At 66.2% G+C, this 25,318-nt stretch carries 24 protein-coding genes; 13 read left to right on the top strand and 11 right to left on the bottom strand.

What is annotated here, in order from left to right; translation table 11 throughout:
* Window positions 1-4: 4 nt before the first annotated feature.
* The 5 genes from FLM21_RS03470 to FLM21_RS03450 all read right to left on the bottom strand — a co-directional run bounded on the left by FLM21_RS03470 (window position 5) and on the right by FLM21_RS03450 (window position 4,703).
* A complete protein-coding gene (locus FLM21_RS03470; protein WP_148714233.1) occupies window positions 5-1,135 on the bottom strand; it encodes a M14 family metallopeptidase in 1,131 nt (376 codons plus the stop codon).
* A 16-nt stretch (window positions 1,136-1,151) separates the two neighbouring features.
* Window positions 1,152-2,540 carry an FAD-binding oxidoreductase gene (locus tag FLM21_RS03465; RefSeq protein ID WP_308418776.1) on the bottom strand — a complete coding sequence of 463 codons (1,389 nt, stop codon included), beginning with the start codon at window positions 2,538-2,540 and terminating at the stop codon, window positions 1,152-1,154.
* A gap of 65 nt (window positions 2,541-2,605) precedes the next feature.
* A complete protein-coding gene (locus FLM21_RS03460) occupies window positions 2,606-3,544 on the bottom strand; it encodes a homoserine kinase (protein ID WP_148714231.1) in 939 nt (312 codons plus the stop codon).
* Between the two features lie 83 nt (window positions 3,545-3,627).
* On the bottom strand, window positions 3,628-3,954 hold the full coding sequence (locus tag FLM21_RS03455) for a DUF2782 domain-containing protein (protein WP_148714230.1): 327 nt from the start codon (window positions 3,952-3,954) through the stop codon (window positions 3,628-3,630).
* 14 nt (window positions 3,955-3,968) lie between these two features.
* On the bottom strand, window positions 3,969-4,703 hold the full coding sequence (locus tag FLM21_RS03450; protein WP_148714229.1) for an LOG family protein: 735 nt from the start codon (window positions 4,701-4,703) through the stop codon (window positions 3,969-3,971).
* 78 nt (window positions 4,704-4,781) lie between these two features.
* Between FLM21_RS03450 and polA the strand changes: the two genes are divergently transcribed.
* Window positions 4,782-7,589, top strand: coding sequence for a DNA polymerase I (polA, locus tag FLM21_RS03445; protein WP_148714228.1), 2,808 nt, complete (start codon window positions 4,782-4,784; stop codon window positions 7,587-7,589).
* Between the two features lie 80 nt (window positions 7,590-7,669).
* On the opposite strand, the gene FLM21_RS03440 is transcribed toward polA, so the two are convergent.
* Window positions 7,670-8,578, bottom strand: a complete 909-nt coding sequence (locus FLM21_RS03440) for an alpha/beta hydrolase (RefSeq protein WP_222846762.1) — start codon at window positions 8,576-8,578, stop codon at window positions 7,670-7,672.
* Window positions 8,579-8,701: 123 nt separating this feature from the next.
* Between FLM21_RS03440 and FLM21_RS03435 the strand changes: the two genes are divergently transcribed.
* Entirely contained in the window at window positions 8,702-9,040 is a 339-nt protein-coding gene (locus tag FLM21_RS03435) for a lysozyme inhibitor LprI family protein (protein WP_148714227.1), read from the top strand.
* 7 nt (window positions 9,041-9,047) lie between these two features.
* On the opposite strand, the gene FLM21_RS03430 is transcribed toward FLM21_RS03435, so the two are convergent.
* Window positions 9,048-9,233, bottom strand: coding sequence for a DUF1127 domain-containing protein (locus tag FLM21_RS03430; protein WP_148714226.1), 186 nt, complete (start codon window positions 9,231-9,233; stop codon window positions 9,048-9,050).
* A 122-nt stretch (window positions 9,234-9,355) separates the two neighbouring features.
* On the opposite strand from FLM21_RS03430, the gene FLM21_RS03425 reads away from it, so the two are divergent.
* Together FLM21_RS03425 and FLM21_RS03420 are read left to right on the top strand one after the other, a co-directional pair.
* The gene (locus FLM21_RS03425; RefSeq protein ID WP_222846761.1) at window positions 9,356-9,823 is read left to right on the top strand and encodes an Lrp/AsnC family transcriptional regulator; all 468 of its coding nucleotides are present in this window, start codon (window positions 9,356-9,358) and stop codon (window positions 9,821-9,823) included.
* Between the two features lie 128 nt (window positions 9,824-9,951).
* Entirely contained in the window at window positions 9,952-10,473 is a 522-nt protein-coding gene (locus tag FLM21_RS03420; protein ID WP_148714224.1) for a hypothetical protein, read from the top strand.
* Window positions 10,474-10,479: 6 nt separating this feature from the next.
* On the opposite strand, the gene FLM21_RS03415 is transcribed toward FLM21_RS03420, so the two are convergent.
* Both FLM21_RS03415 and FLM21_RS03410 read right to left on the bottom strand, forming a co-directional pair.
* Window positions 10,480-11,016 carry a YaeQ family protein gene (locus tag FLM21_RS03415; RefSeq protein WP_148714223.1) on the bottom strand — a complete coding sequence of 179 codons (537 nt, stop codon included), beginning with the start codon at window positions 11,014-11,016 and terminating at the stop codon, window positions 10,480-10,482.
* Between the two features lie 50 nt (window positions 11,017-11,066).
* Window positions 11,067-11,984, bottom strand: coding sequence for a hypothetical protein (locus tag FLM21_RS03410; RefSeq protein ID WP_148714222.1), 918 nt, complete (start codon window positions 11,982-11,984; stop codon window positions 11,067-11,069).
* Between the two features lie 179 nt (window positions 11,985-12,163).
* Here FLM21_RS03410 and FLM21_RS03405 point away from each other — a divergent pair, with 179 nt between their 5' ends.
* The 5 genes from FLM21_RS03405 (at window position 12,164) to FLM21_RS03385 (ending at window position 16,809) form a co-directional block, all read left to right on the top strand.
* Window positions 12,164-13,042 carry a helix-turn-helix transcriptional regulator gene (locus FLM21_RS03405; RefSeq protein ID WP_148714221.1) on the top strand — a complete coding sequence of 293 codons (879 nt, stop codon included), beginning with the start codon at window positions 12,164-12,166 and terminating at the stop codon, window positions 13,040-13,042.
* Window positions 13,043-13,159: 117 nt separating this feature from the next.
* Window positions 13,160-13,705: a YbhB/YbcL family Raf kinase inhibitor-like protein gene (locus tag FLM21_RS03400; protein ID WP_148714220.1), complete on the top strand. Its 546-nt coding sequence runs from the start codon at window positions 13,160-13,162 to the stop codon at window positions 13,703-13,705.
* A gap of 319 nt (window positions 13,706-14,024) precedes the next feature.
* Window positions 14,025-14,402, top strand: a complete 378-nt coding sequence (gene arsC / locus FLM21_RS03395; protein ID WP_148714219.1) for an arsenate reductase (glutaredoxin) — start codon at window positions 14,025-14,027, stop codon at window positions 14,400-14,402.
* Between the two features lie 66 nt (window positions 14,403-14,468).
* Window positions 14,469-16,295: a diguanylate cyclase gene (locus FLM21_RS03390; protein WP_148714218.1), complete on the top strand. Its 1,827-nt coding sequence runs from the start codon at window positions 14,469-14,471 to the stop codon at window positions 16,293-16,295.
* Window positions 16,296-16,389: 94 nt separating this feature from the next.
* Window positions 16,390-16,809: a GFA family protein gene (locus tag FLM21_RS03385; RefSeq protein ID WP_148714217.1), complete on the top strand. Its 420-nt coding sequence runs from the start codon at window positions 16,390-16,392 to the stop codon at window positions 16,807-16,809.
* Window positions 16,810-16,887: 78 nt separating this feature from the next.
* Here the strand turns inward: FLM21_RS03385 and FLM21_RS03380 are convergent, their stop codons facing one another.
* A complete protein-coding gene (locus FLM21_RS03380; protein ID WP_148714216.1) occupies window positions 16,888-17,568 on the bottom strand; it encodes a peptidylprolyl isomerase in 681 nt (226 codons plus the stop codon).
* 209 nt (window positions 17,569-17,777) lie between these two features.
* On the opposite strand from FLM21_RS03380, the gene FLM21_RS03375 reads away from it, so the two are divergent.
* The 4 genes from FLM21_RS03375 (at window position 17,778) to FLM21_RS03360 (ending at window position 24,088) form a co-directional block, all read left to right on the top strand.
* On the top strand, window positions 17,778-19,544 hold the full coding sequence (locus tag FLM21_RS03375; RefSeq protein ID WP_148714215.1) for an ABC transporter ATP-binding protein: 1,767 nt from the start codon (window positions 17,778-17,780) through the stop codon (window positions 19,542-19,544).
* Between the two features lie 232 nt (window positions 19,545-19,776).
* The gene (locus tag FLM21_RS03370; protein WP_148714214.1) at window positions 19,777-21,201 is read left to right on the top strand and encodes a TIGR01777 family oxidoreductase; all 1,425 of its coding nucleotides are present in this window, start codon (window positions 19,777-19,779) and stop codon (window positions 21,199-21,201) included.
* A gap of 23 nt (window positions 21,202-21,224) precedes the next feature.
* Window positions 21,225-21,659, top strand: a complete 435-nt coding sequence (locus FLM21_RS03365) for a type II toxin-antitoxin system RatA family toxin (protein ID WP_148714213.1) — start codon at window positions 21,225-21,227, stop codon at window positions 21,657-21,659.
* Window positions 21,656-24,088, top strand: coding sequence for a PEP-utilizing enzyme (locus FLM21_RS03360; RefSeq protein ID WP_148714212.1), 2,433 nt, complete (start codon window positions 21,656-21,658; stop codon window positions 24,086-24,088). Before FLM21_RS03365 ends, FLM21_RS03360 begins: the two co-directional genes overlap by 4 nt.
* On the opposite strand, the gene FLM21_RS03355 is transcribed toward FLM21_RS03360, so the two are convergent.
* Window positions 24,085-25,284, bottom strand: a complete 1,200-nt coding sequence (locus FLM21_RS03355) for an HD-GYP domain-containing protein (protein ID WP_148714211.1) — start codon at window positions 25,282-25,284, stop codon at window positions 24,085-24,087. The two genes, FLM21_RS03360 and FLM21_RS03355, sit on opposite strands and share 4 nt — an antisense overlap.
* Window positions 25,285-25,318 lie beyond the last annotated feature (34 nt).

Below are 25,318 nucleotides of genomic sequence, written 5' to 3'. Positions count from 1 at the left end.
CCGCTCAGCGCAACCGATCCGCTACCGCCAGCAAGGGCAGCAGTACCGACGCGCCCAGTTGCCGGCTGCGTTCGCCATTCCAGCCCGTTTCCGGGCGCGGACGGCTCGCGGTGTCCTTGAACGGCATTTCGATGGTGAAGGCGAGACAATCGAAGGCATCGCCCACCCAGTTGGTGGCCAGCGTCAGCTGCTCGGGGCCGAACTGATGGTCCTCGTAGCCGTACTCCACCTGGAAGTCTGGGCTGGCTGCGAGCCACGCCGCCTTGAACGCCTCCTGCAGCGCACGCTGGTGCGCCGAGAACGAAGGGTTGCCCTCGCAACCAGCCACGAAATTGTGCGGAATGGTCTCGTCGCCATGCGCATCAAGGAAGGCATCGACACCAATGCGCTGCATCGCCTGCCGCACCAGCAGCACTTCCGGGCTGCGCGCCTCGCTTGGCTCGGCCCACTCGCGATTGAGGTTGGCACCCACCGCATTGGTGCGCAAATTGCCGCGCACACTGCCATCCGGATTCATGTTCGGCACAATATGGAACGCGGCCCGCTCCAGCAGCGCACGCGCTGGCCCGTGATCCGGGTCGAGCAGCGCATCGACCAGCCCTTCGGCAAACCATTCGGCCATGCTCTCGCCGGGGTGCTGGCGTGCGATCACCCAGATGTTGCGCTTGCCCTCGCCGGGCGTGCCTATGGTCAGCAGATCAAGATCGCGCCCATCCAGCGTCGCGCCCAGCCGCGTGAGCCGGCACAGCGGCGAACCCTGTGCGCGGCCGAGCAACGCCAGGTGGCGCTCCCATGAATACGGCTCGAAATAGGCGTACCAGACGGTATCGGCCTGCGGCAGCTGCTCGAACACCAGTTGGCCCTGCTCAATTCGGGTCGGCACGGTGAGCCAGTGCAGGCGGTCGTAGCTCGCCCGCACCGCGTAGCCGTCCCAGCCACCGATGTACGCCGAATCCTCGATGTTCTCGATCACATAACGGCAGGCCACACCGCGCACGCCGCTGGCGCGAAAGTGGAACCACTGCGCGAAGGCGGATGCGTTGTCCGGCCGCAAGGCAAGGCGCACGTCCGCCGCGTCGCTGGCATCAAGCACCGTGATGGCGCCGGAATCGAAGTTGCTGGATATCGTGACCATGGGCTGCCCTCGCTGTTTACAGGCCGAGCACCTTGCCCGGATTCATCAGGTTATCCGGATCAAACGCGCGCTTGATGCTGCGCATCAGGTCGAGCTCGACCTCGGAGCGGTAATGCGCCAGCTCATCGCGCTTGAGCACGCCGATGCCATGCTCGGCCGACAACGTACCAGCCAGCTCGGCCACCAGTGCGTAGACGGCGGCGTTGATTGCCGGCTCATGCGCATACACGCCCTTGCCGCGATCGGCGAGGAACACGTTGTAGTGCAGGTTGCCGTCGCCCACGTGGCCGAAGGCGACGATGTCAGCATCGGGAAACAGCGCCTTCAGCGCCCCTTCGCCGCGACTGAGGAAATCGGGGATGCGCGAGATCGGCACGCCGATGTCGTGCTTGATCGAGACGCCGCGCCGGCGTTGCGCCTCCGGGATGCCTTCGCGCAGCAGCCAGAACGCGCGCGCATCGCCCTCGGTCTGTGCAATCAGTGCGTCGTCGAAGCCCTGGGCAACCAGCGCTTCCATCAGCCGCTCCAACAGCGCGTCGCTCTCCCCGGCATCCGACAGCTCGAGCAACACGCTCCAGCCCGGCAGTGTGGCATAGGGGTGCGGCAGCTCCGGGCAGTGTTCGTCCAGCAGCTCCCAGCAACGGCGCGAAATCAGTTCGAACGAGGTGACCCGATCGCCCACCTCGCCCTGCAGACCGCGCAGCAGGCCCACGGCAGCGGCCGGATCGGCAACTGTGACCAGCGCCGTGGCAGTCGCCGACGGCAGCGGGTGCAGCCGGAACACCGCCTGGGTGATCAGCCCCAGCGTGCCCTCGGCGCCAATGAATAAATGCTTGAGGTCGTAACCGGTGTTGTCCTTGCGCAGGCCGCGCAGGCCATTCCAGATGCGGCCATCCGGCAGCACCACTTCCAGACCCAAGGTCAGCTCGCGCATGTTGCCGTAGTGCAGCACGTTGACGCCGCCGGCGTTGGTGCCGAGCCCGCCACCGACCCGCGCCGATGCAGCGGCGCCCCATTCCGCCGCGAACAGCCGGCCGACAGCACGCGCGGCGGCCTGCACCTCGGCAATGGTGACGCCAGCCTCGGCGGTGATGGTGTTGTTGGCGGCATCGACCTCGACGATGCGGTTCATCCGCTCCAGCGATACCACGAGCTGGCGCCCGGATTCATCCGGCGTTGCCGCGCCGCACAGGCTGGTGTTGCCACCTTGCGGCACGATGGCGATGCCGTGCTCGCGGCACAGCCGCACCAGCGCCGCGACTTCATCGGTGCTGCGCGGCCGCGCCACCGCGAGTGCCACGCCCTGCCAGCGTCGACGCTGATCAAGCGTGTAGCCGGCAGTATCGTCACCGGTCAACACACCGCCCTCACCGAGCAGCGCATGCAATGCGTTCAGAAAATCCATGATTTGGTCCTGCGCCGGCCGTGCCGGCAGGTGCTTTGCAGTCTAGCTGCGCGGGCGGCCCGATCCTACAGCCAGAAATCGCTGCGGGCGACGTGGTGCGCCAGCACGCGCTGGAAGTGGCCGGGATCCTTGGCGAAGGTCATTTCGCCGGCTGCGGGGCGGTAGAAGTCGATCAGGCGCGAGGTCCAGAAGCGGATCGCGGCGGCACGCAGCATGATCGGCCAGCCGGCCTTTTCCTCGGCGGTGAACGGCCGCACGGTCTGGTAGGCAGCCAGCAGCGCACGGGCACGGGCCGCGTCGATATCGCCATCGGGCTGCACACACCAGTCGTTCAGCGTGATCGCCACGTCGTACAGCAGCACGTCGTTGCAGGCGTAGTAGAAGTCGATGAAGCCACCGACCGCATCCCCATCCATCAACACGTTGTCACGGAACAGGTCGGCATGGACCACGCCCAGCGGCAGATGATCGAAGCGGTGGCGCGATTGCAGCGCCAGCTGGTCGCGCAGCAGCTGCGCATCGTGCGGCGCCATCTGGTCGTAGACCAGTGCGGCGGTGTCGGCCCACCACTGCGGACCGCGTGGGTTGTGCATGCGGCCTTGGTAGCTGGTGCCGGCACGGTGCATCTGTGCCAGCATCTCGCCCACGCTCGCGCATTGCGCCGCAGTGGGGGTATCGACCACCACACCCGGCACGCAGGTGACGAGCAGCGTCGGCTTGCCGTTCAGAGTGTCGATATAGGCATCGTTCAGGTTGGCGATCGGCGCGGCCACCGCGATGCCGTGATGGGCCAGGTGCGCCAGCAGGTTCACGTAGAACGGCAGCTCGTGCGCATGCAGCGTCTCGAACAGCGTCAGCACGTAGCGGCCATGCGTGGTGGTGACGAAATAGTTGGTATTGGTCACCCCAGCGGCAATGCCCTTGAGCTCGACCAAGGCGCCGATCGAATAGCGCGCGAGAAAGGGCTGCAGGTCTTCGGCGGTGACAGTGGTAAAGACGGACATGGCGGCTGGGGTTTCGGTGCGGAAGGCCGCAGTTTACGCAAGCCGGGCGCCGCTGACGATGGCAGCGCACCGGCCCACGTCGCTTACCACTCGAACAGCACCCAGCGCGGCACCGAGATATTGCTGCCGCCGGTATCCATCCGGTCGAAACGTCCGTTGCCCTCGCGGTCGATCAGGTAGTACGGCACCCCGACCTTGGGCGTGACCTTCATCATGTAGAGCTTGCCGTGCATCCGGTACTCGGCAATCGTGGCATCGTCCTTCTCGACGATGCGCACCTCGGGCTCTTCGATCGCGGCGCCGTCTCCACCTTCCGGTGGCATCGGCGGCGGCGGCGGGTCTTCGGCGGCCTGCGCCAGCGGGCCCAGCGCAGCGGCCAGCAGCAGGGCGGGAATCAGGGTACGGGACATGGGATTTCCTTGGGTCACAGGCTGAATTGCATTTCGCGCTCGGCCGAACTCATCTCGAAGCCGCGCGTTTCGTAGAAATCGAAGATCGCCTCGACGATGGCACGTGGCTCGTCGATCATCTGGAGCAGGTCCATGTCGGCTGCCGAGATCATGCGCTCGTCCACCAGCGTGCTGCCGATCCAGTCGACCAGCCCCTGCCAGAAGGCCTTGCCAACCAGGATGACCGGGATCTTGCGCGTCTTGCCGGTCTGGATCAGCGTCAGCGCCTCGGTCAGCTCGTCCAGCGTGCCAAAGCCCCCCGGCATCACCACGTAGGCGCTGGCGTGCTTCACGAACATCACCTTGCGGGCGAAGAAGTGGCGGAAGGTCTGCGACACATCCTGGTAGGGATTGCCGCTCTGCTCGTGCGGCAGCTGGATGTTGAGCCCCACGCTCGGGCTCTTGCCGTAGTACGCGCCGCGGTTGGCCGCCTCCATGATGCCGGGGCCGCCCCCGGAGATCACCGCAAAACCGGCATCGGACAACAACCGGGCGATCTCCTCGGTGAGCTTATAATACGCGTGGTCACGCGGGGTTCGCGCCGAGCCGAAGATCGATACCGCAGGCTGGATCGCCTGCAAGCGCTCGGTGGCTTCGACGAATTCCGACATGATCTCGAAAACCCGCCACGCCTCGCGCGCACGAAAACCGTGTTTATCCGCATTGACGCTGGGGTCGACGAAATCGGGGAGTTTCTCTTTCAGGCTCATTGGCAGTTCTCCCTGTTCCTTACAACGAGTATAGCAGGCAGCTTAAGCCTCACCCGGCTGCTTCCAGGTTCCGCCACCATGCCCACATTGCTGTTGATCGACGGCTCGTCCTACCTGTATCGCGCCTTCCACGCCATCCGCGAGCTGTCCGCGCCCGACGGCACGCCGACCAATGCGCTGTACGGCTTCGTGAACATGTTGAAGCGCCTGCAGAAGACCACGCCCGCCGACTACATCGCCTGCGTATTCGACGCCAAGGGCAAGACCTTCCGCGACGATCTCTACGCCGACTACAAGGCCAATCGCCCGCCGATGCCGGATGAATTGCGCGTGCAGGTCGACCCCATTCACGCCGCGGTGCGGGCCTTCGGCATTCCGCTGCTGTGCGTGAGCGGCGTGGAGGCGGACGACGTGATCGGCACGCTGGCCGTCGCCGCCAGCAGGCGCGGCATCACCACCGTGATCTCCACCGGTGACAAGGACATGTCGCAACTGGTCGATGCCCACGTGCGCATCGAGAACTCGATGACCGAGGAAGTGCTGGACGAAGCCGGCGTGAAGGAAAAATTCGGCGTGCGACCGGACCAGATCGTCGACTACCTGGCGCTGATCGGCGACACCGTCGACAACGTGCCGGGCGTGCCCAAGTGCGGCCCCAAGACCGCCGTGAAATGGCTGGAGCAATACGGCAGCCTGACCGATGTGATGGTGCACGCCAGCGAGATCAAGGGCGTGGTCGGCGACAACCTGCGCGCCACGCTGGACTGGCTGCCGATGGCGCAGCAGCTCGTCACCATCAAGCAGGACGTCGACCTCGCGCTGGAACTGCCCGGTGGCCTCGACGACCTCGCCCCCATTGCGCCGGACTGGGCCACGCTGCTGACGATGTTCCGCCGCTACAACTTCCGCACCTGGATGCGTGAAGCCGAGCAGCAGTTGGGCGATGCCCCACCGCCCGCCGCACCGGCCCCGGCGCTGGGCGAATGCGGCCAACTCGATTTCGACGCCGTCAACGACACGCCACCCGCTGCCGCACCGGCGCTGGCCGCCAGCGGCGATGTCCCCATCCCGCAGGTGGGCGAGCGCCGCTACGACACGCTGCTGACCATGGCGCAGCTCGACGACTGGCTCGCCCGGCTGAACGCCACCGGCATCACCGCGCTTGATACCGAGACCACCAGCCTTGATCCGATGCAGGCACGCATTGTTGGCATCTCGTTCTCGGTGACAGCCGGCGAAGCCGCCTACCTGCCGCTGGCCCATCGCGGCACCGAAGCGCCGGAGCAGATTCCGCTCGACGCCGCGCTCGCCGTGCTCAAGCTCTGGCTGGAGTCGGACGCACACAAGAAGCTCGGCCAGAACCTCAAGTACGACCAGCATGTGTTCGCCAATCACGGTATCGCGCTGGCCGGCGTCGCCGACGACACGCTGCTGATGAGCTACGTGCTCGCCAGCCACGAACGCCACAATATGGATGACCAGGCCGCACGCGAACTCGGTGAGACCACCATCAAATACGAGGAAGTCTGCGGCAAGGGCGCCAAGCAGATCGGCTTCGACGAGGTCGGTGTCGACACCGCTACCGCCTACGCCGCCGAGGATGCCGACATTACGCTGCGGCTGGCACAGGTGCTGACGCAGAAGCTGGCGCGTGCGCCACGCCTCAATGCGCTCTACCGCGAGATCGAGCTGCCGGTGCGCGAGGTGCTGTTCAAGATGGAGCGCAACGGCGTGCTGCTCGATGGGCGCAAGCTTGCCCAGCAAAGCCACGACCACGGCCTACGGCTGATCGAGCTGGAACGAGAGGCGCACGGACTCGCCGGCCGGCCGTTCAACCTCGGCTCGCCCAAGCAGATCGGCGAGATCTTCTTCGACGAGCTCAAGCTGCCGGTGGTGAAGAAGACGCCCAAGGGCGCGCCGTCCACCGACGAGGACGTGCTCACCGAGCTCGCCAAGGATTTCCCGCTGCCCAAGGTGTTGCTGGAGCACCGTTCGTTGTCCAAGCTCAAGTCCACCTACACCGACAAGCTGGCGCTGATGACCAACCCGGCCACTGGCCGGGTGCACACCAGCTTCAACCAGACCGTGGCGGTGACCGGGCGGCTGTCCAGCACCGATCCCAACCTGCAGAACATCCCCATCCGCACGCCGGAAGGCCGCCGGGTACGCGAAGCCTTCATCGCCCCGCCCGGCCACAAGCTGATTTCCGCGGACTACTCGCAGATCGAGCTGCGGATCATGGCGCACCTGTCGGAGGACGACGCGCTGCTCAAGGCCTTCGCCGAAGGCCAGGACATCCACCGCGCCACCGCCGCCGAGGTCTTTGGTGTGCCGCTCGCTGAAGTGACAAGCGAACAGCGCCGCTACGCCAAGACCATCAACTTCGGCCTGATCTACGGGATGAGTGCCTTTGGTCTCGCCAGCCAGCTGGAAATCGAGCGCAGCGCCGCAGCGAGCTACATCGAGCGTTACTTCGGCCGCTTCCCCGGCGTGGCCCAGTACATGGAGCGCACCCGCAGCCAGGCCCGCGAAGGGGGCTACGTCGAAACAGTGTTCGGCCGCCGGCTGTGGCTGCCCGAGATCAAATCCGCCAACCCTGCCCGCCGCGCCGGCGCCGAACGCGCCGCCATCAATGCGCCAATGCAGGGCACCGCAGCGGACTTGATCAAGCTCGCCATGCTGGCCGTCGACGCCTGGCTGATCGAAGCCAATCTCGCCAGCCGGTTGATCCTGCAGGTGCACGACGAACTGATCCTGGAAGTGCCGGATGCCGAGGTGGCACTGGTGACGACCGAACTGCCGAAACGGATGGCAGGCGTGGCGCAGCTCAGGGTGCCGCTGCTCGCCGAAGTGGGCGTGGGGAACAACTGGGACGAGGCGCATTGAGCAGGTGGCTGGCAACAGCGAGCCGGCCGCGCTTCGAATGAAGTTCAAATGTTGGGCCTTCACCCTCATGAACGCCCTGCTCAGCGCCCCGCCAAGATGCGCCGCCACCCGAGGGCCGTTTTTGCCATGAACGCCTCGATCGCCTCGGTATACGCCCCCGCCTCCCCGACCTGCTCGTTCATCCCGCGATGACTGAACGGCTGCGGCAACACCGTCGCTGCAACGCCCAATTCCCTGGCCCGATGAACAAAGGCTTCCGCGCCGTCGCATGGCCGGTCCGGGCGGCGGTTGGAGCAACTCACCAGCATCGGGATCGATAAGCGCGACAGCTGCAGCAACGGCGACGCCTGGCGCCAGTAGGCTGGATCGCTGCCAAAAGCGGGATCGTAGAAGCGGTAGTGCCGGCGTTGCATGGTGGTGACGATGTCGAGCGCGGCGGAATCGAGCACCACGGTGCCGCGCCAGCGCTGGCCGCCTGCAGCGGTCACCAGCGCCGGATTGGCCGACAGCAAGGCCACCAGATGGGCGCCGGCTGAATGGCCCATCAGGATGACCTGCTCGCCTTCCGCGCCCCATTCGCCCGCCCGCCGCTGGATGGCAGCAATGGCCCGGGCCACGGCCTGCGCCTGCTCGAAGGCCATCGCCTGCGGCAGCATCGGGTAGTTGATGGAAACGACCACCGCGCCGCGTGGCACCCAACGCGCCACCTTGTGCTGCACCACTGGCCGCATCGCCTTGTCGCCGTGGCGCCAGGCGCCGCCATGCACCATCACCAGCAGGGGAGCCTGTTGCGGCGTCTGCGGCAGGTAGACATCATAGGTTTCGGCAGCGGAAGGACCGTAATGCAGATCGGCAATGCGGCGCGCGCCGGGCGTCATCGAATAGCGTTCGGTCGTTGCTTCGACCGCCCAATCCGCCGCTACCGCATGTAGCGCTGGCGTTGTAAGCAACAACAGTGTCATAGTCAGCTGATGGATCAGACGGCGCATCCTGGCCTCTCTCGCACGCGGCAGATTGGCAGGGTAACGCGGGCACGCCGATCCCGGTTGACCCTAGAGGCGAACCCGTGCGCTCCTTGCTCTGCTCCGCCTTGCTCGCCGGGCCTCACCTGCATGCCATCGCACGCCGATCCCGCGCTCAGCGCCACCTATCACGGCTGCATGGACAAGGCGGGCGGTGCCACCGCCAGCATGCTCGAATGCATGGACCAGGAATATCGCCTGCTCGATAGCCGGCTGAACGCCGCCTACCAGACGCTGCTGATGCACCACACCGGACCGCGCAAGCTGCAGCTGCGCGATGCACAGCGCACATGGCTGAAATTCCGCGACGCCAATTGCAGCTACTACGCAGACCCGGATGGGGGCTCTTTGGCCCGCGTGATCGGCAGCGATTGCCTGCTAACCGTCACCGCGGCACGGGTGGACGAACTGGAAGGCTTGCTGCAGTAAGCGCGCCTCAACGCTCCGTCGAACGTCCGGTAAAACAGCGTTGCTCGATCGCCAGCAGCTCGCTGCGCGCGATGCCAAGGTCCTGCAGCTCACGCCCACTCATCGACGCAAGCAGCGCCAGATCACGGTTCAACCGCCGACGTGCCAACATCGCCTGCCAGCGGGCGGACCACCAGTTTGCCAGTCTTTGCATGATGATTTCTCCAGTGGGTGATCTGGAAAAATCGTATGCGTTTGGCCGCACGCGCTGAATGCACGGTCATTCGAATTCGCGGCGTGTTACCGTCAAGTGATCGAAAATTGAAGGACTCGACCGTGAATTCATCGCCCGAGCTCGACAGCAAGGATTGGAAGATCCTCGAAGCGCTGCAGCAGGATGCCCGGCAAAGCCTCTCCGCGCTCGGCAAGCGTATCGGCCTGTCGCAGCCGGCGGTGAGCGAACGCATCCGCAAGCTGGAGGATGCTGGCGTGATCGAAGGCTATGGCGTGCGGCTCAACCTGCAGAAACTCGGCTACGGCCTGCAGGCGCTGATCCGGCTGCGGGCACGCCACGACGAGATTCCTGCCTTCGTCACCACCTGCGCAGCCATGCCCGAGGTGCTGGAGATGTTCCGCATCACCGGCGAGGATTGCTTCTGCCTGCGCTGCGCCATCGCCCGGCCGCAGGAGCTGGAACGGCTGATCGACGCGCTCAGCCGCTACGGCGCAGTGACCACGTCGATCGTGTTGTCCAAACCGCTGGACAAGCCGGTATCACGTGTCGAACCGGAGCTGGCTCGCTAGGCGCGGCGCCACGACATCCCGTCAGGAAATACTTACGCAACACCACAAACAGCAGGATTTTCCCTGTCAGCACGGTTGCGTTATCTTCTCGCGCACTCCTGCGCTCGTGCGCTTTTTGGCAACCCATCATGCACATCATCATCGGACTGCTCACCTCAATCGCCGGTCTGGTCTGGGCCCTGCACGCGCTGCAACGCGCCGGCCTGGACCTGAATGCTCTCAACCCGTTCACCTGGCTGCGCCGCCGCCACTGGGCCAAACAGCACGCGGCCCATCTTGGCCTGACGGTACGTCACGTCATGGACATCGCGGCGCTGGCGTTGATGCATACGGCCAAGCTCAAGGGCGAGCTCACTCGAGAGACCAAGACTGAACTCATCTCGCTCTATCAGAGCACCTTCAAGACCGATGAGCGCGAGGCACGCGATTTGTTCGACGCCAGCGCCTTCAAGTTGCGTGACGATCAGTTCCATCGCCATAGCCAGACTTTCGCCGAGCAGCACTGGAAGCAGCTGGATCAGGCGCAGGCCAGCCAGATCCTTGCGCTGGTACAGCGGGTCGCTCATCTGGAAGGTGCCGCCACAGCAGCCCAGCAGACGTGGATCGCTCAGTTGGGTGGCAAGTCCACCGCCGCCCAGTCCGGCTGGTAAGCAGGCCTACTGCAACGCCTTCAATGCCACCTCAACGCTGCCAGCCTCGCTCGATACGGTGATCGCGCCTTCCTGGATGGTCACATGCAGCTGCATGGTGCGCTCGGTCAGACTGGCCAGCGCGGTCATGGTGTCGGCTTCGATCGCGTACACCTTCAGGTTGCCGTGGCGTGCCGCCTGACTGGACACGCCTTGCCACCACACTTCGGCGCCACGCGCGCCGTAGGCGTAGACCACGGCCTCGCCCGCGGTGTTGGCCGCCTTCTTCAGCCGCTTCTCGTCCGGCTGACCCAGATCGATCCAGCGTTCCACCTCGCCAGTGAGGCTGCGCTGCCACAGCGCCGGTTCGTCCTCATCGCTGATACCGCGACCGAATTCCAGCGTTTCACTGGCATTGAGCGCGAAGGCCAGCAGCCGCAGCATCATGCGCTCGTCGGTTTCCGACGGGTGCTGGGCGATGGTGAGCGCGTGCGAGCCATAGTAGTTCTGGTCGAGATCGGCGATATGCAGCTCGGCCTTGAAGATGGTGGATTTGAGGGCCATGGGTAAGATGCTCTAGGAATGGATGCGCTGCCGGCCTGCCAGTGGTGGCCTCACAGCAACTTTTGGCGACGGCATGCTTCTACCAGATGGCCGAACTGTCTGCCAGAAAAGTAGTAGACAAAGCCGATGGTCCGGCCGTCTTTCAGCGTCAGTAGCAGCTCCTCCTGCAACATCTGCTGCGAGCCGCCGTCGCTGAGGCGAACCGCCGCGACATCCGCCCAGCCTACAAGACCGAAGCGGCGGGAACGAAACCCGGCGTCATCAACGAAGGTGATTTCGTCCCGCGTGCTCCACCACAGCGCAGCGGCGCCAAGCAGCATGCTCGCGATCACAGTACCGGCAACATGCCAGTCCAGCGCCTCGTCCTCCAGCTCCTGACCCAAGACCATGCCGACGCACAGCGTGCCCAAGATCGCGAAGCAAAGCACCACGAGCGGTTTCCAGCCCGCTTGCGTAGCGACGATCACCCGCGCACAAGGCGCTTGCAACTCGCGTGGCGCTTGTTGCCAGAGCAGACGAGGCGTGGCCAGCGCCATCTTCAATGCTGCCACGTCGCACGGCGGATGCACGGTGTAGTCGAACGTGCCTCGCGCGGTTTCCAGCCGCAACCGCTGGGTTGCGCCCTCGTGTGCGGTGACACTCACGATGCCATGTTCGCTTTGCCACCACAGCCGAACCCGCTCGATGTCACCAAGCGGCAGGAAGCCCAGGAAACGACTGCGTAGGCCATCGGCAGTGATCGTCATCCGTGCGTGGCTGGCCCAGCTGTTGAGCCAGCTCAGCAGCACCAACCAGACCAACAGCGCGATCATGCAGGCCACGATGAACTTCAGCATCTGCCAGCTCGACGCCCTCGGTGTGGCGGCTTCCCACGCCCAGGGCAAGGTGGCGAGCAAGACCAGCAGTGCCAGCACCAGGGCCACCCGATGAAGCGCGCGCTGGTGGTCTTCGATGTTCAGGATCAACATCGGCCGCATGCTACCAGCAAGCCGAAGGCATGCACGACCGGTACGGACGCCAGGTACGGTCATGCTCGGCAGCGTGTACTTATGCCGAGCCCACCCTACCGACGGCTGGCCAGGCACTCGCCGGCCTGACACGCACGGTCGCGTTATCATGCTTGCACCTGCACGCACAGATTGAAGCCATGCACGCCCACATCCTCCAGCACCTGTTACAGATCGATCGCCACGGCCCACGCATGCAGCTGGGGCGGGCTGGGCTGTTCCAGTTTCGCGAGGAAGTGCGGGTGCTGCGGGCACCATTCTTCTGGTCCTGTCTGATCGTGGTATTGGCCGGCGAGAAGGAAATCCTGCGCGGCGATGGCGTGCTGCGCTGCCGGCCCGGCCAGTGGATCGCCGTCGGCGCCGGGCAGGAGGTGAGCTTTCGCAACCTGCCCGATCCCGCGCGTGGCTATTTCGCCGGGCTCACCATCGCTGCAGATCCAGCCTGGATGCAGCGCTTTGCCGAGCGCTACGCGGCCGACCTGCCCTCGCGGCTCGACGCCGCGCCGGTGTTCACCGCCGATGCACTGTGCTGGAAAACGCTGGCGGACTACGTGGAGCAGGTGCTGCTGCCCGTGCACAGCCCGCTCGACGAAGCGCTGGCCGAGCACCGCTGGCAGGCGCTGTGGCTGGCACTGGCACGGCAGGGCGTAGCGCGCGATCTGGTGACGCTGCCGCCGGAGAACTGGCGCGAGCGGGTGCTGCGCTGGATCGGGGCCGATCCGGCGGCCGAGTGGAAGATGCAGGACATCGCCAACCGGCTTTGCGTCAGCGAGGCCACGCTGCGGCGTCGGCTCGCCAGCGAGCACACCAGCTTCGCCGCGCTGCTGGCCGATGCGCGGATGGATCGGGCACTGTACCTGGTGATGAAGACGGGGCAGACAGTGCAGCGTATCGCCGAAGCCTGCGGCTATGGCTCGCCGTCGCGCTTCACCGATGCCTTCCGCGCCCGCTTCGGCCTGACGCCGACCGCGCTGCGCGGTGCAGCCTCGCCGGTGCCCAGCGTGCAGGAAGCCGGCTGAGCGCGCCACGGCGCAACTTGAGCGCCAAGGGCGGATGATTGCACGCACGGGGCGAGACGCCAGTCTGGCGCAGCCCTATCGTGGTGGGGTCTCCTCCAGCCACAGGACAAGCCGACCATGAACCGCCTTCTGCCCCTGCTGTTCGCCACCCTGCTGCCGCTCACCCACGCCAGCGACTTCAAGCTCAGCAGCCCCGATGTGCCCGCCGACGGCAAGCTCGCCGAGAAGCAGGTCTACATCGGCTACGGCTGCAACGGCGGCAACCAATCGCCTGCGCTGCAGTGGTCCGGCGTGCCGGCCGGCGCCAAGAGCCTGGCGCTGGTGCTGCACGACCCGGATGCCCCGGTCAGCGGCGGCTGGTACCACTGGTCGCTGTACGATCTGCCGGCCACCACCAGCGCCTTGCCGACCAATGCCGGCAACAGTACCGGCAGCAAGCTGCCCAAGGGGGCCAAGCAAGGCCGCACCAGCTTCGGCGGCAACAGCTTCGGCGGCGCCTGCCCCCCGATCGGCCACGGCGTGCACCATTACAACTTCACGCTGTATGCATTGAAGGTAGCCACGCTGCCGCTGGCCGAAGACACGCCACCAGCGGAAGCCGAAGCGAAGATCAAGGCAGCCAGCCTCGGCAGCGCCAGCTTCACCGCAACCTACCAGCGCTGAGCACCGCTCGTGCACATCGCGGCCGTGCGCCGCAGGCAACCGACACCAGGAACCCGGCACAGCCGGGTTCCTGCCTGTTTCTGCGGACCGAACCGCCGCGATTCCGTTTGATCCAGCCTGCCGCGCCGCGCCGATAACGTTCGCCAGCGCTCGTCAGCGGCGCAGGTCAAATATGGCGGTTCCAGCGGCTGGAATGAAAAACCGGATTCAATCGATGCCGCCCTTCGTCTCCTGCTGTTTCCCGGTGCCCGCCCCCATCCGGATGAAACCATCGGAAACACGCTCTAGACTGGCGACGTCCATCCAGCCTGGAGCCACCATGCACGTCGTCATCTATCACAACCCGCGCTGCAGCAAATCGCGCGAAACACTGGCGCTATTGCGCGAGCAGGGCATTCAGCCCGATGTCATCGAATACCTGGACAACCCACCCGACGCTGCCACGCTGGGCCGGCTGCTGACGCTGCTGCAGCTGGAGCCACGCCAGCTGATGCGGCAGAAGGAAGACGACTACGCCGCACTGAACCTCGCCGATCCCGCACTCGACCGCGCCGGACTGATCGCCGCCATGGTGGCCCACCCGCGGCTGATCGAACGTCCCATCGTGGTGGTCGACGACGCGCACGCTGCGCTCGGGCGGCCCCCGGAGAATGTGCTGGCGCTGCTGAATGCGATTCAGCCAAAGCACGCCGGCTAGGGTACCGAACTTGAGATGTAGTAATGCTACGGTAAACTTCAGTCACACCCCGACTAGAAGCCTGCCGTGCACGCAGCCCTCCGACTGTTCGTCTTCCTCGCCCTTGCCATCCGCCTTGCCTGCGCCGCGCTGGTGCTGCCCAGCACCGCAGGGCCGGTCAATCCGGTGGCCGCGGTGGCCGTGCTGGAGGACAAAAGCGGGCAGCTGACACTGGCCGACGCGATGCAGAGCACCGCGTTCCGGCCCGCTGCCACCGGTGGCAACGACATCAACCTCGGTTACTCGCACAGCGTGTACTGGCTGAAGCTCACGCTCGATACCCACGCGGCGCCAGGGCGGGATTGGTTGCTGGAAGTGGGTTACCCCTCGCTCGATCATGTCGAGCTGTTCCAGCCCTACTCGGGCCGCGCCGACCACGCGGGTGATCGCCAGCCCTTTGCCAAGCGACCGGTGCCGCACCGCAACTTCGTGTTCCCGCTGGCACTGCCCGACTCCGGTACTGCGACGATCTACCTGCGCGTGCGCTCCGAAGGCAATCTCACCGTGCCGTTGCGGCTGTGGGAGGCCAAGCGCTTCCAGTGGCACAACCAGGATCTCTACGCGCTGCTGGCGCTCTATTACGGCATGCTGCTGGCGCTGGGGCTCTACAACCTGTTGCTCTTCCTGTCGCTGCGGGACCGGCTCTACCTGTGCTATGTCGCCTTCGTCGCCAGCATGGCCATCGGCCAGCTCTCGCTCAATGGCCTTGGCAACCAGTACCTGTGGCCCGATTGGCCAGCATGGGGACATGTGGCATTGTCCACCGGCTTCGCACTTACCGGCTTCTTCGGCGCGCTCTTCACCCGGCTGTTCCTCAACACCCGGCAGATCGCCCCGCGCTGGGATAGCCTGATCGTGGTGCTGATGGCGGCCTTCATGCTGGCCGCGCTGGGCCCCGCCTTCATGCCCTACCAGTGGTCCGCCATCCTCACCTCGCTGGCAGGCGCCTCGTTCGCCGCCGTGGCAGTAATCGTGGGCGTGGTCTGCCTGTATCGCCGCCAGCCCGGTGCGCGCTACTTCCTGCTGGCCTGGACGCTACTGCTGATCGGCGTCGGCATGCAGGCGCTGCGCAACCTGGCCTGGCTACCGACCAACGCGCTGACCAGCCACACCATGCAGATCGGCTCGGCGCTGGAAATGCTGCTGCTGTCGTTCGCGCTGGCCGACCGCATCCACGTGCTGCGGCGCGAGAAGGAACTGGCGCAGACCGAAATGCTGGCCACGCGGGAAGCCACGCTCGCCACCTTGCGTGCGCACGAGCAGGAACTGGAGCAGCGCGTGGACGAACGTACCCGCGCGCTGACCGAAGCCAACGCACGGCTGGCCGCCAGCGAGGCGCAATTGCTGGAACTGGCGCACCATGACCAGCTCACCGGCCTGCCCAATCGACTGCTGCTGAACGAGCGCGTGAGCCATGCCATCGTGCGCGCACAACGCAGCCGCACGCTACTGGCGCTGCTGCTGGTCGACCTTGACCGCTTCAAGCCGGTGAACGACCACTATGGCCACGCAGCGGGCGATTGCATGCTGCAGGCGGTCGCCCGGGCCATGCAGGGCGCCGTGCGTGCCAGCGATACGGTGGCACGGCTGGGTGGCGACGAATTCGTGGTCCTGCTGGAAAACCTGCAGGATGCAGTGGACGTCGAGCGGCTCGCCGATCAACTCAATGCCGCCGTCGCCGCCGCGCACGAGGCAGCTGGCATACCGCAGGCGATCAGTGCCAGCATCGGCATCGCACTCTACCCCACTCATGGCGACGACGTGACCACGCTGCTGCGCCGCGCCGATGAAGCGATGTATCACGCCAAGGAAATCGAGCCGGGGAGTTGGTTTGTGGCGCGGGGCATCAGCTGATGTGGCGATTGGCAGATCGACTTAACGCCTTCGGCGTGGCATTTTCGGTGCCGGTTCGACCCGGTAAATCAAGCGCGCCAGAGGCGTAGGGACAATGAAACCCGCCACACATCAAACGTCGCCGCCCTACCATGGCAGCTGCCTGTGTGGCGGCGTGAAGTACCAGATCAACGGCGAGATCAAGGCGGTATCACATTGCCATTGCACGATGTGCCGCAAGGCACATGGCGCAGCGTTCGGTAGCTACGGCAGCGTGCCGGGCGACGCACATGTGTTCATCGAAGGCGAGGCGTTGCTGCGGCGTTATCGGTCATCCGAGCAAGCCGTGCGGACATTCTGCTCGGTCTGCGGCTCACCGCTGCTGTGGCAGGGTTCGCGAAGCCACGCCGAGTGGGTATCGTTTCCGCTTGGCTCCCTCGATACGCCCTACTTCGCGCCGAAGCAGAAACACATCCACACCAGCTCCAAGGCACCCTGGTACGACATCGCTGACCGTTGGCCGCAATCCATCTAGAGCCGCAAACCCGCTCGGCGGGGCGCAATCGGATGTCGCCCACCTGCCACCACCTGAGATGCGCTTGGGCGCTGCAGTTTAGCTCCGCCGGCAAGCCCGAATGTAATCCAGCCGCGGAAACTCACGCTTCAGGTAATCCGCGCCGTCGGCCGCGGTGATCTTGGTCGGGTCCGGGCCCTTGCCCCAAGGGGGCATGTCGCCGTATTCGGTATTGAGGTGCGCCACCGTCGCCAGCGTGTCGGGCGTGACGGTACCGATCGGCGTTTCCCACGCGGCCTTGCCGAGCGCATCCACCGTTTCGCCCAGCGTGATGAACAGATGGCTGGAGCGGCTGTTGGCACCGCCGCCGGCAAAGCTCACATAGCCCTGGCGGAACGGCAGTAGCGCGGCACCCGGGGCATCGTCGGCGAAGGTCGGGTAGTCGCGGCCGCCCGGCTTGTAGCCGAACTGGCACAGGAAGCCGGGCACGCAGCGGAATAGCGGCATGTCGCTGAAATGGCCGTCGTCGACCAGCTGCAGGAAGCGCTCTGCACCCTTGGGGCTCCATTCGGGCTTCACCACGATATCGAGCGGGCCGCGCGTGGTATCGCAGCGCACCGTGGTGGTGCCCGCCGCTGCGGACGGCGTGGCGGCAGCGGTTCTGGTCGCAACGGGTGCGGCCACTGCGCTGGGTACGGCTTGCGGCGCTGCGCCGGTATCGAGGTTGGCGTAGTACCAGCCGGCCGCCAGCAACAGCGCGGCAATCACGATCCACTTCATGTTCGCTCCATCGCACGGGGCCGGTGCGCCCGGCCTTGCGTGGGCGACAGACTGCCTGTGCGCCGACAGCCCGGCAAGTGGCACCCCGCCCGCTGTTGCGCCGGGCCGCCACACGGGGCGACTGCCTCGGCCTCGTCGCAATGTTTCCGCCTCGCGTGGCGGGCTTGGAGGCTTTATGCTGCGGCCAGCCTGTTACCTGCACCGTCGCCATGCACCCGCTGAAGAAACTGTTCGATCACGCCCGCCAGTACCGTCGCAACGCTTGGCGTGCCAGCGCCTATTCGGCGATCAACAAACTGTTCGACATCCTGCCCGAGGTACTGATCGGCGTAGCGGTGGATGTGGTGATCAGCCGCGAGGCATCGTTCCTCGCCCGCCTAGGCGTGGTCGACGCCAGCCAGCAATTGCTGCTGCTGGGCGTGCTCACCGTGCTGATCTGGGGGGGAGAGTCGCTGTTCGAATTCCTCTACACCCGCGAATGGCGCAACCTGGCGCAGAACCTGCAGCACAGCCTGCGGCTGGAGGCGTATGCCCATGTACAGCAGCTGGAACTGGCATGGTTCGAAAACCGCTCCAGCGGCAAGCTGCTGTCGGTGATGAACGACGACATCAACCAGATGGAGCGTTTTCTCAATAGCGGCGCCAATGCCATCCTGCAGGTGCTGATGTCCTCCATCCTGGTATCGGCCATTTTCTTCGCGCTGGCGCCCAAGCTGGCGCTGATCGCCCTCGCGCCCGTGCCCTTCATCCTGATCAGCGCCTTCTGGTTCCAGCGCCGGCTGGCACCGCGCTACGCCGCCGTGCGCGAGGCGGCCGGCGCAATCAACGGCCGCATCAACAACAACCTGCACGGCATCGCCACCATCAAGAGCTACGCCGCCGAGGATTTCGAGACCGAGCACGTCCGCGCGGCAAGTGAAGACTACGTGCGCGCCAATGCCGCAGCCATCGCGCTGGCCGCTGCCATCACCCCGGTGATCCGCATGGCCATCCTGGCGGGCTTTGTCGTCACCCTGGTCTACGGCGGCTGGCTGGCACTCGAAGGCAAAATCGCTGTCGGCAGCTACAGCGTGCTGGTGTTCCTCACCCAGCGGCTGTTGTGGCCGTTCACCGGGCTCGCAGAGATTGCCGATCTGTACCAGCGCTCGATGGCGTCGATCACCCGGGTGCTGGATCTGGTGCAGACGCCCATCGCCATCCCCTACGCCGGCACTGCATTGCCGCGCGCCGCGGTGCAGGGCGAGGTGCGCTTCGAGGGGGTGGACTTCGGCTACGACGCGCAACAGCGCACACTCGCCAGCATCGACCTCACCGTGCCAGCCGGCGCCACCATCGGCTTCGTCGGCAGCACCGGCGCGGGCAAGAGCACGCTGATCAAGCTGCTGCTGCGCTTCTACACGCCACAGCACGGCCGTATCCTGCTCGATGGCCACGACATCGCCGGTCTGGCGCTGCAGGATCTGCGCCGCGCCATCGGCTATGTGGCGCAGGAGCCCTTCCTCACCGACGGCAGCATCGCCGACAACATCGGCTATGGCATGCCGGATGCCAGCGCAGCCGACATCGAAACCGCCGCCCGCGCCGCCGAGGCACACGACTTCATCGCCCGCTTGCCACAAGGCTACGCCACGCCGGTAGGCGAGCGCGGCCAGAAGCTGTCCGGCGGCCAACGCCAGCGCATCGCCCTGGCGCGCGCCATCCTCAAGAATCCCCCCATCCTGGTGCTGGACGAGGCAACCAGTGCGGTCGACAACGAAACCGAGGCAGCAATACAGCGCTCGCTGTCGCACGTGGCGCGCGACCGTACCACGCTGGTGATCGCCCACCGGCTTTCCACCGTGCGCCACGCCGACATGATCCATGTGCTGGAACAGGGCCGCGTCGTCGAATCCGGTACGCACGAGGCGCTGCTGGCCGAGGATGGTGTCTATGCCGCGCTGTGGCGGCTGCAGACCGGGGAAGTGGTCGAGCCGTAAATTCGGGCTCCGCTCCCAGGCAGTGGCCGGTGCTGCGCTGACGCCGGCCCGTTGCCCTTGCCGCCGGACTTCCCCCTCCCGCCACGGGAAACGCTGGATGATTTGGCAACCAGCAGCACTTTGCTGGCCCGTAGCAGTAGCAGTCCGTTCCAATCCATCCCCGACATTTATTTCTGTTTAAACAGAAATTACGGAATATACTTCCATCATCGCCAAGCTGAAGGAGCGCGCCATGGAAGTCGTTCTCGCCCTGTTGCTGCTGCAAGGCCTGATGGGGGCCTTTGATACGCTGTACCACCACGAACTTACCGTCGCACTGCCCAGGCAGGCGTCGGCCCGACTGGAGCTCGCCATTCACGCGGTGCGCGCGCTGCTCTACGGCGTGGTGTTCGCCGGGCTTGCCTGGCTGGAGTGGCATGGCCTGTGGCTGCTGGTATTGGCGCTGCTGATCGGTGTCGAGATCGGGCTGACGCTGTGGGATTTCGTGATCGAGGACGACTCACGCAAGCTGCCGGCCAGCGAGCGGGTACTGCACACAGTGCTCGCCATCAACGGCGGCGCCGTGTTCGGCCTGCTGGCCGTGCATGCCGCGCAGTACTGGTGGCCGCAGCCAACCGCGCTCCTATCGGCGCAGCATGGCTGGATCGCCTGGGTACTGACGCTATTCGCTGCCGGCGTGGCGCTATCAGGTGTGCGTGACGGCATCGCCGCATGGCGGCTGCGCCAGCAAGATGCCGTGCCCAACCCTTTCGAGGGCGCCCATCGCCGGGTGCTGGTCACCGGCGGCACCGGCTTCATCGGCGAGGCGCTGGTCCGGCAGTTGCTCGATGCCGGCCATGAAGTGACGCTGCTGACGCGCGATCCATTGCGCGCCGCCTACCTGTTCCAGGGCCGAGCCCGCTGCATTGCCAGCCTCGATGCGCTCTCGCCCGCCACGGCCTTCGACGCAGTGATCAACCTCGCCGGTGCGCCCATTGCCGGCGGTCGCTGGACCGCCCGCCGCAAGGCCGCGCTGCTGCAAAGCCGGATCGGCACCACCGAAGCACTGATCGCCTGGCTGGGCCGCGCCCGCCAGCGGCCGGCCGTGCTGATCAACGCCTCGGCCATCGGCTACTACGGCAACCGGCTGGATGGTGCACCGGTCGATGAATCGACCGGCCCGCAGGATGAATTCATGAGCACGCTGTGCCAGCGCTGGGAAGCCGCCGCGGCGCGAGTCGATGCGCTGGACGTGCGCCGGGTGGTGCTGCGCTTCGGCGTGGTGTTCGGCGCCGGTGGCGCGCTGCCCATGCTGTTGCTGCCATTCCGGCTGTTTGCCGGTGGCCGCATGGGCAACGGCGCGCAGGTGATGAGCTGGATCCATCGTGACGATGTGCTGGCGCTGATCGCCCGCGCGCTGGCCGATCCACAGTACAAGGGCGCCTACAACGCCGTCGCGCCCGATGCGCAGCCGCAGGCCGAATTCGCCCGCCTCGCTGGCCAGGTGCTGCGCCGCCCGGTATGGCTGCACCTGCCGGTGTGGCCGATCCGCCTGCTGGCGGGCGAGATGGCCGAGCTGTTCGTCGGCGGCCAGCGCGTGGTGCCGCAACGGCTGCTCGCCGCCGGATTCCGCTTCCGCTACCCGACGCTGCGCGATGCCTTGCGTGCCGAAGCCTGAGAACCGAAGCCGAGGAACACGCCATGCCCATCGCCGAATCTCGCGCTCACATCCACGCCACGCCGCAAGCGCTGTTCGCGCTGACTCAGGATTCAAGCCGGCGCCGCAGCTGGGACCCATTCACAAAGGCGCTGGTTTACCAGGATGGCGCCGAGGCCCCGGCGGTGGGTGTGCGGGTGGCGGTGCGCTCGTGGCTGGGCAGCCGCATGCTGGTTGAGTATGTGTCGTTCCAGCCGGGCCAGTGCGCCGCGATCCGCATGGTGGCCGGCCCCGGCCTGCTGCGCAGCTTTGCCGGCAGCTGGCGCTTCCTGCCACAAGCCGATGGCATGACCGAAGTGCAGTTTCGCTATACGCTCTCGGCGCGCTGGCGCTGGCTGGATGGATTGCTGCAGCGCTACTTCCAGTTTGAAACCCGGCGCCGGCTGATTGCGCTCAAGCACAGGATCGAACACGCATGACCCAAGCACTCTATCTGCTCGGCGGCAACGGCAGCTGCGCCGCCTGGTGGGAAGACGTCCTGCCGCACTTTCGCCGCTACACGCCACAGGTGATCGAGCTGCCGGGCTTTGGCAGCAACACGGCGCGGCTGTGCCGTGATCTGGATGAGCTCACCACCGTGCTGCTCGCGAGCACCGCGCCGGGCGCCGCCATCTATGCGGTCGGCGTGAACGCGCTGGTGGTGCTGCATGCGCTGGTGCGCCAGCCGGGCCATTTCGGCCGCGTGGTGATCCAGTCGCCGATCGGCGCGTATCTGTGGCAGCGCCGCCTGCCACGGCTGATGCGCTTTCGACCACTACGGCAGCTGGTGCACCTGCTGCTAGGCCATGCACCTGGGCTGATGCGCCGCAAGTTCTCGCGCCAGAACTGGTCGCAGGAGCGGATCGTCCGCATGGGCGCCGGCTATCGCGCCTGCCGCGCCTTCAACAGCTATTGGGACATCGTGCGTGCCGATACCGCGCTGACGCTGTTCGACCACATCACCGATCGCATCGAGTTGGTGTGGGGTGCGCACGACGGCGTGATCCCGGCTAACCAGGCCGCCGCGTGGGAGGCCATCCTGCCGCGTGCCGCGCTTACTGTCGCCATCCAGCCCGACTGGGGCCACTACCCGTGGATCGACGATGCAACCGGCTTCGCGCACTGGCTGGAAAGCGGCGCCACGGGCTTCGTCGCCCATGGCAAAGCCGGACGGCTGCAGCTGGCCGAGCTCGCGGGCCTGCCAGTGCCGGCTCGCTTGACCGTTGCCTCGCCCGACGATGATAGGCTGGCCGCCTTCCTTGCTACACAACCCGATGCCCGCTGGGCGGTGCGCTCATCCGGCGCGCATGAGGACCAGATCGATCACGCCAATGCCGGCCTCACCCGCACCTTCCTGCGCGTTCCGGCCGGGGAAGTCGCGGCGCGGATCGCCGAGCTGCTGGCCGATGGCATCGGCGACGTGGTGGTGCAGCGCTTTGTCGAACCGGTGCTGTCCGGCATCGCCTTTGCCCGCCACCTGGGCGCAGAAATCGAATGGGTGGACGGCCACCTCGCCGTGCTGGCTGATGGCGAAGTGACGCCGCAGCGCGCCGTGTTGTCGCGCCTCGGCGGCGACTGGGCGCAGGCTGGCTTCGGCGAGCACGCAGGGCTGACCGAGACCCGTCTGTGGGATTTCCTGCAGGCAGTGGTGCGCACCTTCCACTACGCCCACCTCGACATCGAATGGGCATGGGATGGCCGCGCGCTGCACCTGTTGCAGGCGCGGCCGGTGACCTCCTATCCGTGGCGGCGCCACCTCACCGCCGCCAACATCGGCGAGATCCTGCCGCCGCAGCCCAGCCGGCTGATCGAGGCGGCGCAGCGCCACGCCGCCGCCAGCATCCCCGCGGTCTGGGCACGCTGGGATGGCCGGGTGCTCGCCGACAACGAGCCGTTCACCGCCTGCTTTGGCGACGCCAGCTATATCAACAACGACCTGTTCCTGGCCCGGCTGGCCGACTGGGGCCTGCCGACGCACCGCTACGCCGACGAAGTGGGTGGTGCCGTGCCCGCGCTGCCGCTGCGCCCCTGGCGCTTGCTGCGCAACCTGCCGCAACTGCTGGCCATGCACTACGCCAGCCGTGCCGCGTTGCCGCAGCTGGAAACGGGCTTGCGCCGGCTCGATGCCGAGCTCGACGCGCTGATCGATTCAGGTGCCGACGGCAAGGCGCTAGCGCGCTGGCTGACCCGCCACTACGTGCACACGGTACAGGGCAACCTGTGCATTGCCCCGGCCATCGCCAGCAGTGGCGGTGCCTGGCTGGGCCGGCCGCGCACGGTGTACGCCGGCCTTGCCGATGCACCGCATCGTCTGCCCTTTGAGAGCGATCCGGCCACGCCGCGCCAGCCCGGCGCCGACCTGCCGCTGCAGCCGTTCCCGCACTGGCCGCTGGCAGTGCAAGTGGCGCACAAGCTGGGCTTGCCGGGGCTGCGCGGCTGGTATGCGGAGGTGCGCGAGTGGTATCGCGACAATCTGATGCGGCTGCTCTACAAGCTGCACCACGCGATGCCGGAAACGGAGCGCGAGTACTGGTTCGCGCCGCATCCGGCGCCGCGCACGCAATCGGGCAGCTTCTGGCAGGACGGCAGCGGCGGCACGGCGCAGCAGTTCGGCTTCGTCATCGTGCCGGGTAGCGTCGACGGCGTGGTCGGTGACGACATCCTGCTGGTCGATACGCTGGACCCCGGCCAGTACGACGCGTACCGCCAAGCCCGCGCGGTGATCGCCCGTAGCGGCGGCAAGCTGTCGCATGGCGCCACGCTGCTGCGCGAACTGGGAATCCCCGCGGCGGTGCTGCCGGATGCGCCGGTCCACTGGCAGGGCCGGCGGGTGCGCTATCGCGACGGCGTGCTGGAGGCGATCGACTAGGCGGTGAGGAAACGCGCCACGTCGATGCCCCATTGCTGGGGATCCTCGTGGCCGACGATACGGTCCTGGCTGCGCGCCAGCTCCAGCCGCTCCGGGCGCACATAGGCGTTGGAGCGGGTGGAGAACACCACCTTGACCTCGGGGCTTATCAGCTGCGCTTCGTTCTGCTCGATCACGATGGCGAGCCGGCCCGATTCCAGCCGCACCAGGCTGCCCACCGGATAGATACCCAGCGTGCGGATGAAGGCCTGTACCAGCTGTGGATCGAAATGATGGCGGCTCCACTCCCACAGCTTCTTCAGGCCCTCCGGCGCCGGCATGCCGCGGTGGTAGCAGCGATCCGAGGTGATGGCGTCATAGACATCGACGATGGACGACATCTGCGTGGTCAGCGCGATCGCTTCACCCTTGAGGCCGTGCGGATAGCCGGTGCCGTCGACGCGCTCGTGGTGATGCAGCGCGATGTCGAGCACCATCTCCTCCAGCCCCGGCATCGCCTGCAGCAGCTTCCAGCCCTCCTCGGGATGGCGCTTCATGATGGCGAACTCGTCGTCGGTATAGCGGCCCGGTTTGTTGAGGATGGACTCGGGCACCATCATCTTGCCGGTGTCGTGCAGCAGGGCGCCCAGACCCGCGATGCGCACCGTCTCGTCGTCGAAGCCCTGCGCCCGGGCAAACGCCACCATCAGCGCGCAGACGCTGACCGAATGCAGGAAGGTGTATTCATCCTTGTTCTTGATGCCCAAGAGGCCGATCAGCGCGCCGCCGTTGCGCAACACCGATTCGTTGATGGTCTCGACCACCGCCTCGGCCTGCGCGATCTCGATGGCGCGCCCGAGCCGCGCATCGTGCATCATCGCACGCACCACGCTGGTGGCCTGCTGCTTGATCCGCCCAGCCCGGCCGAGCTCGGCCGCGGCATCGACGCGCGCGGGTGCCGGCTTTTGCACGGCGGCCACCATTTCATCCATGATGTGCGCATCCACCTCGGCCTGCACCGGCGCCCCTTCCACATCCAGCCCGCGCGCGGTATCGATGTAGAGCTCGCGGATGCCGGCGCCGATCACCTTGGCAATCTCGTCGCCCGTGGTCACCTTGAATTGCGAGAGCACGAAGGGATGCGACATCCAGCCGGCATTGAGGTCGTGGACGAACATGCCGATCCGGAGTGCCGTGGCTGGAATCTTCTTGATCATGGAACGCACCGCCCGCGCAAGATGACGCTATAAG

This window comes from Chitinolyticbacter meiyuanensis, assembly GCF_008033135.1.
Lineage (GTDB): Bacteria > Pseudomonadota > Gammaproteobacteria > Burkholderiales > Chitinibacteraceae > Chitinolyticbacter > Chitinolyticbacter meiyuanensis.
This window is presented reverse-complemented; position numbering and strand designations above follow the sequence as displayed.

Bases quoted from the DNA above. Each gene is read 5' to 3' on its own strand.
- FLM21_RS03470 (WP_148714233.1), bottom strand. From the start codon at position 1,135: ATGGTCACGATATCCAGCAACTTCGATTCCGGCGCCATCACGGTGCTT.
- FLM21_RS03465 (WP_308418776.1), bottom strand. From the start codon at position 2,540: ATGGATTTTCTGAACGCATTGCATGCGCTGCTCGGTGAGGGCGGTGTG.
- FLM21_RS03460 (WP_148714231.1), bottom strand. From the start codon at position 3,544: ATGTCCGTCTTTACCACTGTCACCGCCGAAGACCTGCAGCCCTTTCTC.
- FLM21_RS03455 (WP_148714230.1), bottom strand. From the start codon at position 3,954: ATGTCCCGTACCCTGATTCCCGCCCTGCTGCTGGCCGCTGCGCTGGGC.
- FLM21_RS03450 (WP_148714229.1), bottom strand. From the start codon at position 4,703: ATGAGCCTGAAAGAGAAACTCCCCGATTTCGTCGACCCCAGCGTCAAT.
- polA (WP_148714228.1), top strand. From the start codon at position 4,782: ATGCCCACATTGCTGTTGATCGACGGCTCGTCCTACCTGTATCGCGCC.
- FLM21_RS03440 (WP_222846762.1), bottom strand. From the start codon at position 8,578: ATGCGCCGTCTGATCCATCAGCTGACTATGACACTGTTGTTGCTTACA.
- FLM21_RS03435 (WP_148714227.1), top strand. From the start codon at position 8,702: ATGCCATCGCACGCCGATCCCGCGCTCAGCGCCACCTATCACGGCTGC.
- FLM21_RS03430 (WP_148714226.1), bottom strand. From the start codon at position 9,233: ATGCAAAGACTGGCAAACTGGTGGTCCGCCCGCTGGCAGGCGATGTTG.
- FLM21_RS03420 (WP_148714224.1), top strand. From the start codon at position 9,952: ATGCACATCATCATCGGACTGCTCACCTCAATCGCCGGTCTGGTCTGG.
- FLM21_RS03415 (WP_148714223.1), bottom strand. From the start codon at position 11,016: ATGGCCCTCAAATCCACCATCTTCAAGGCCGAGCTGCATATCGCCGAT.
- FLM21_RS03410 (WP_148714222.1), bottom strand. From the start codon at position 11,984: ATGTTGATCCTGAACATCGAAGACCACCAGCGCGCGCTTCATCGGGTG.
- FLM21_RS03405 (WP_148714221.1), top strand. From the start codon at position 12,164: ATGCACGCCCACATCCTCCAGCACCTGTTACAGATCGATCGCCACGGC.
- FLM21_RS03400 (WP_148714220.1), top strand. From the start codon at position 13,160: ATGAACCGCCTTCTGCCCCTGCTGTTCGCCACCCTGCTGCCGCTCACC.
- arsC (WP_148714219.1), top strand. From the start codon at position 14,025: ATGCACGTCGTCATCTATCACAACCCGCGCTGCAGCAAATCGCGCGAA.
- FLM21_RS03385 (WP_148714217.1), top strand. From the start codon at position 16,390: ATGAAACCCGCCACACATCAAACGTCGCCGCCCTACCATGGCAGCTGC.
- FLM21_RS03380 (WP_148714216.1), bottom strand. From the start codon at position 17,568: ATGAAGTGGATCGTGATTGCCGCGCTGTTGCTGGCGGCCGGCTGGTAC.
- FLM21_RS03375 (WP_148714215.1), top strand. From the start codon at position 17,778: ATGCACCCGCTGAAGAAACTGTTCGATCACGCCCGCCAGTACCGTCGC.
- FLM21_RS03370 (WP_148714214.1), top strand. From the start codon at position 19,777: ATGGAAGTCGTTCTCGCCCTGTTGCTGCTGCAAGGCCTGATGGGGGCC.
- FLM21_RS03365 (WP_148714213.1), top strand. From the start codon at position 21,225: ATGCCCATCGCCGAATCTCGCGCTCACATCCACGCCACGCCGCAAGCG.
- FLM21_RS03360 (WP_148714212.1), top strand. From the start codon at position 21,656: ATGACCCAAGCACTCTATCTGCTCGGCGGCAACGGCAGCTGCGCCGCC.
- FLM21_RS03355 (WP_148714211.1), bottom strand. From the start codon at position 25,284: ATGATCAAGAAGATTCCAGCCACGGCACTCCGGATCGGCATGTTCGTC.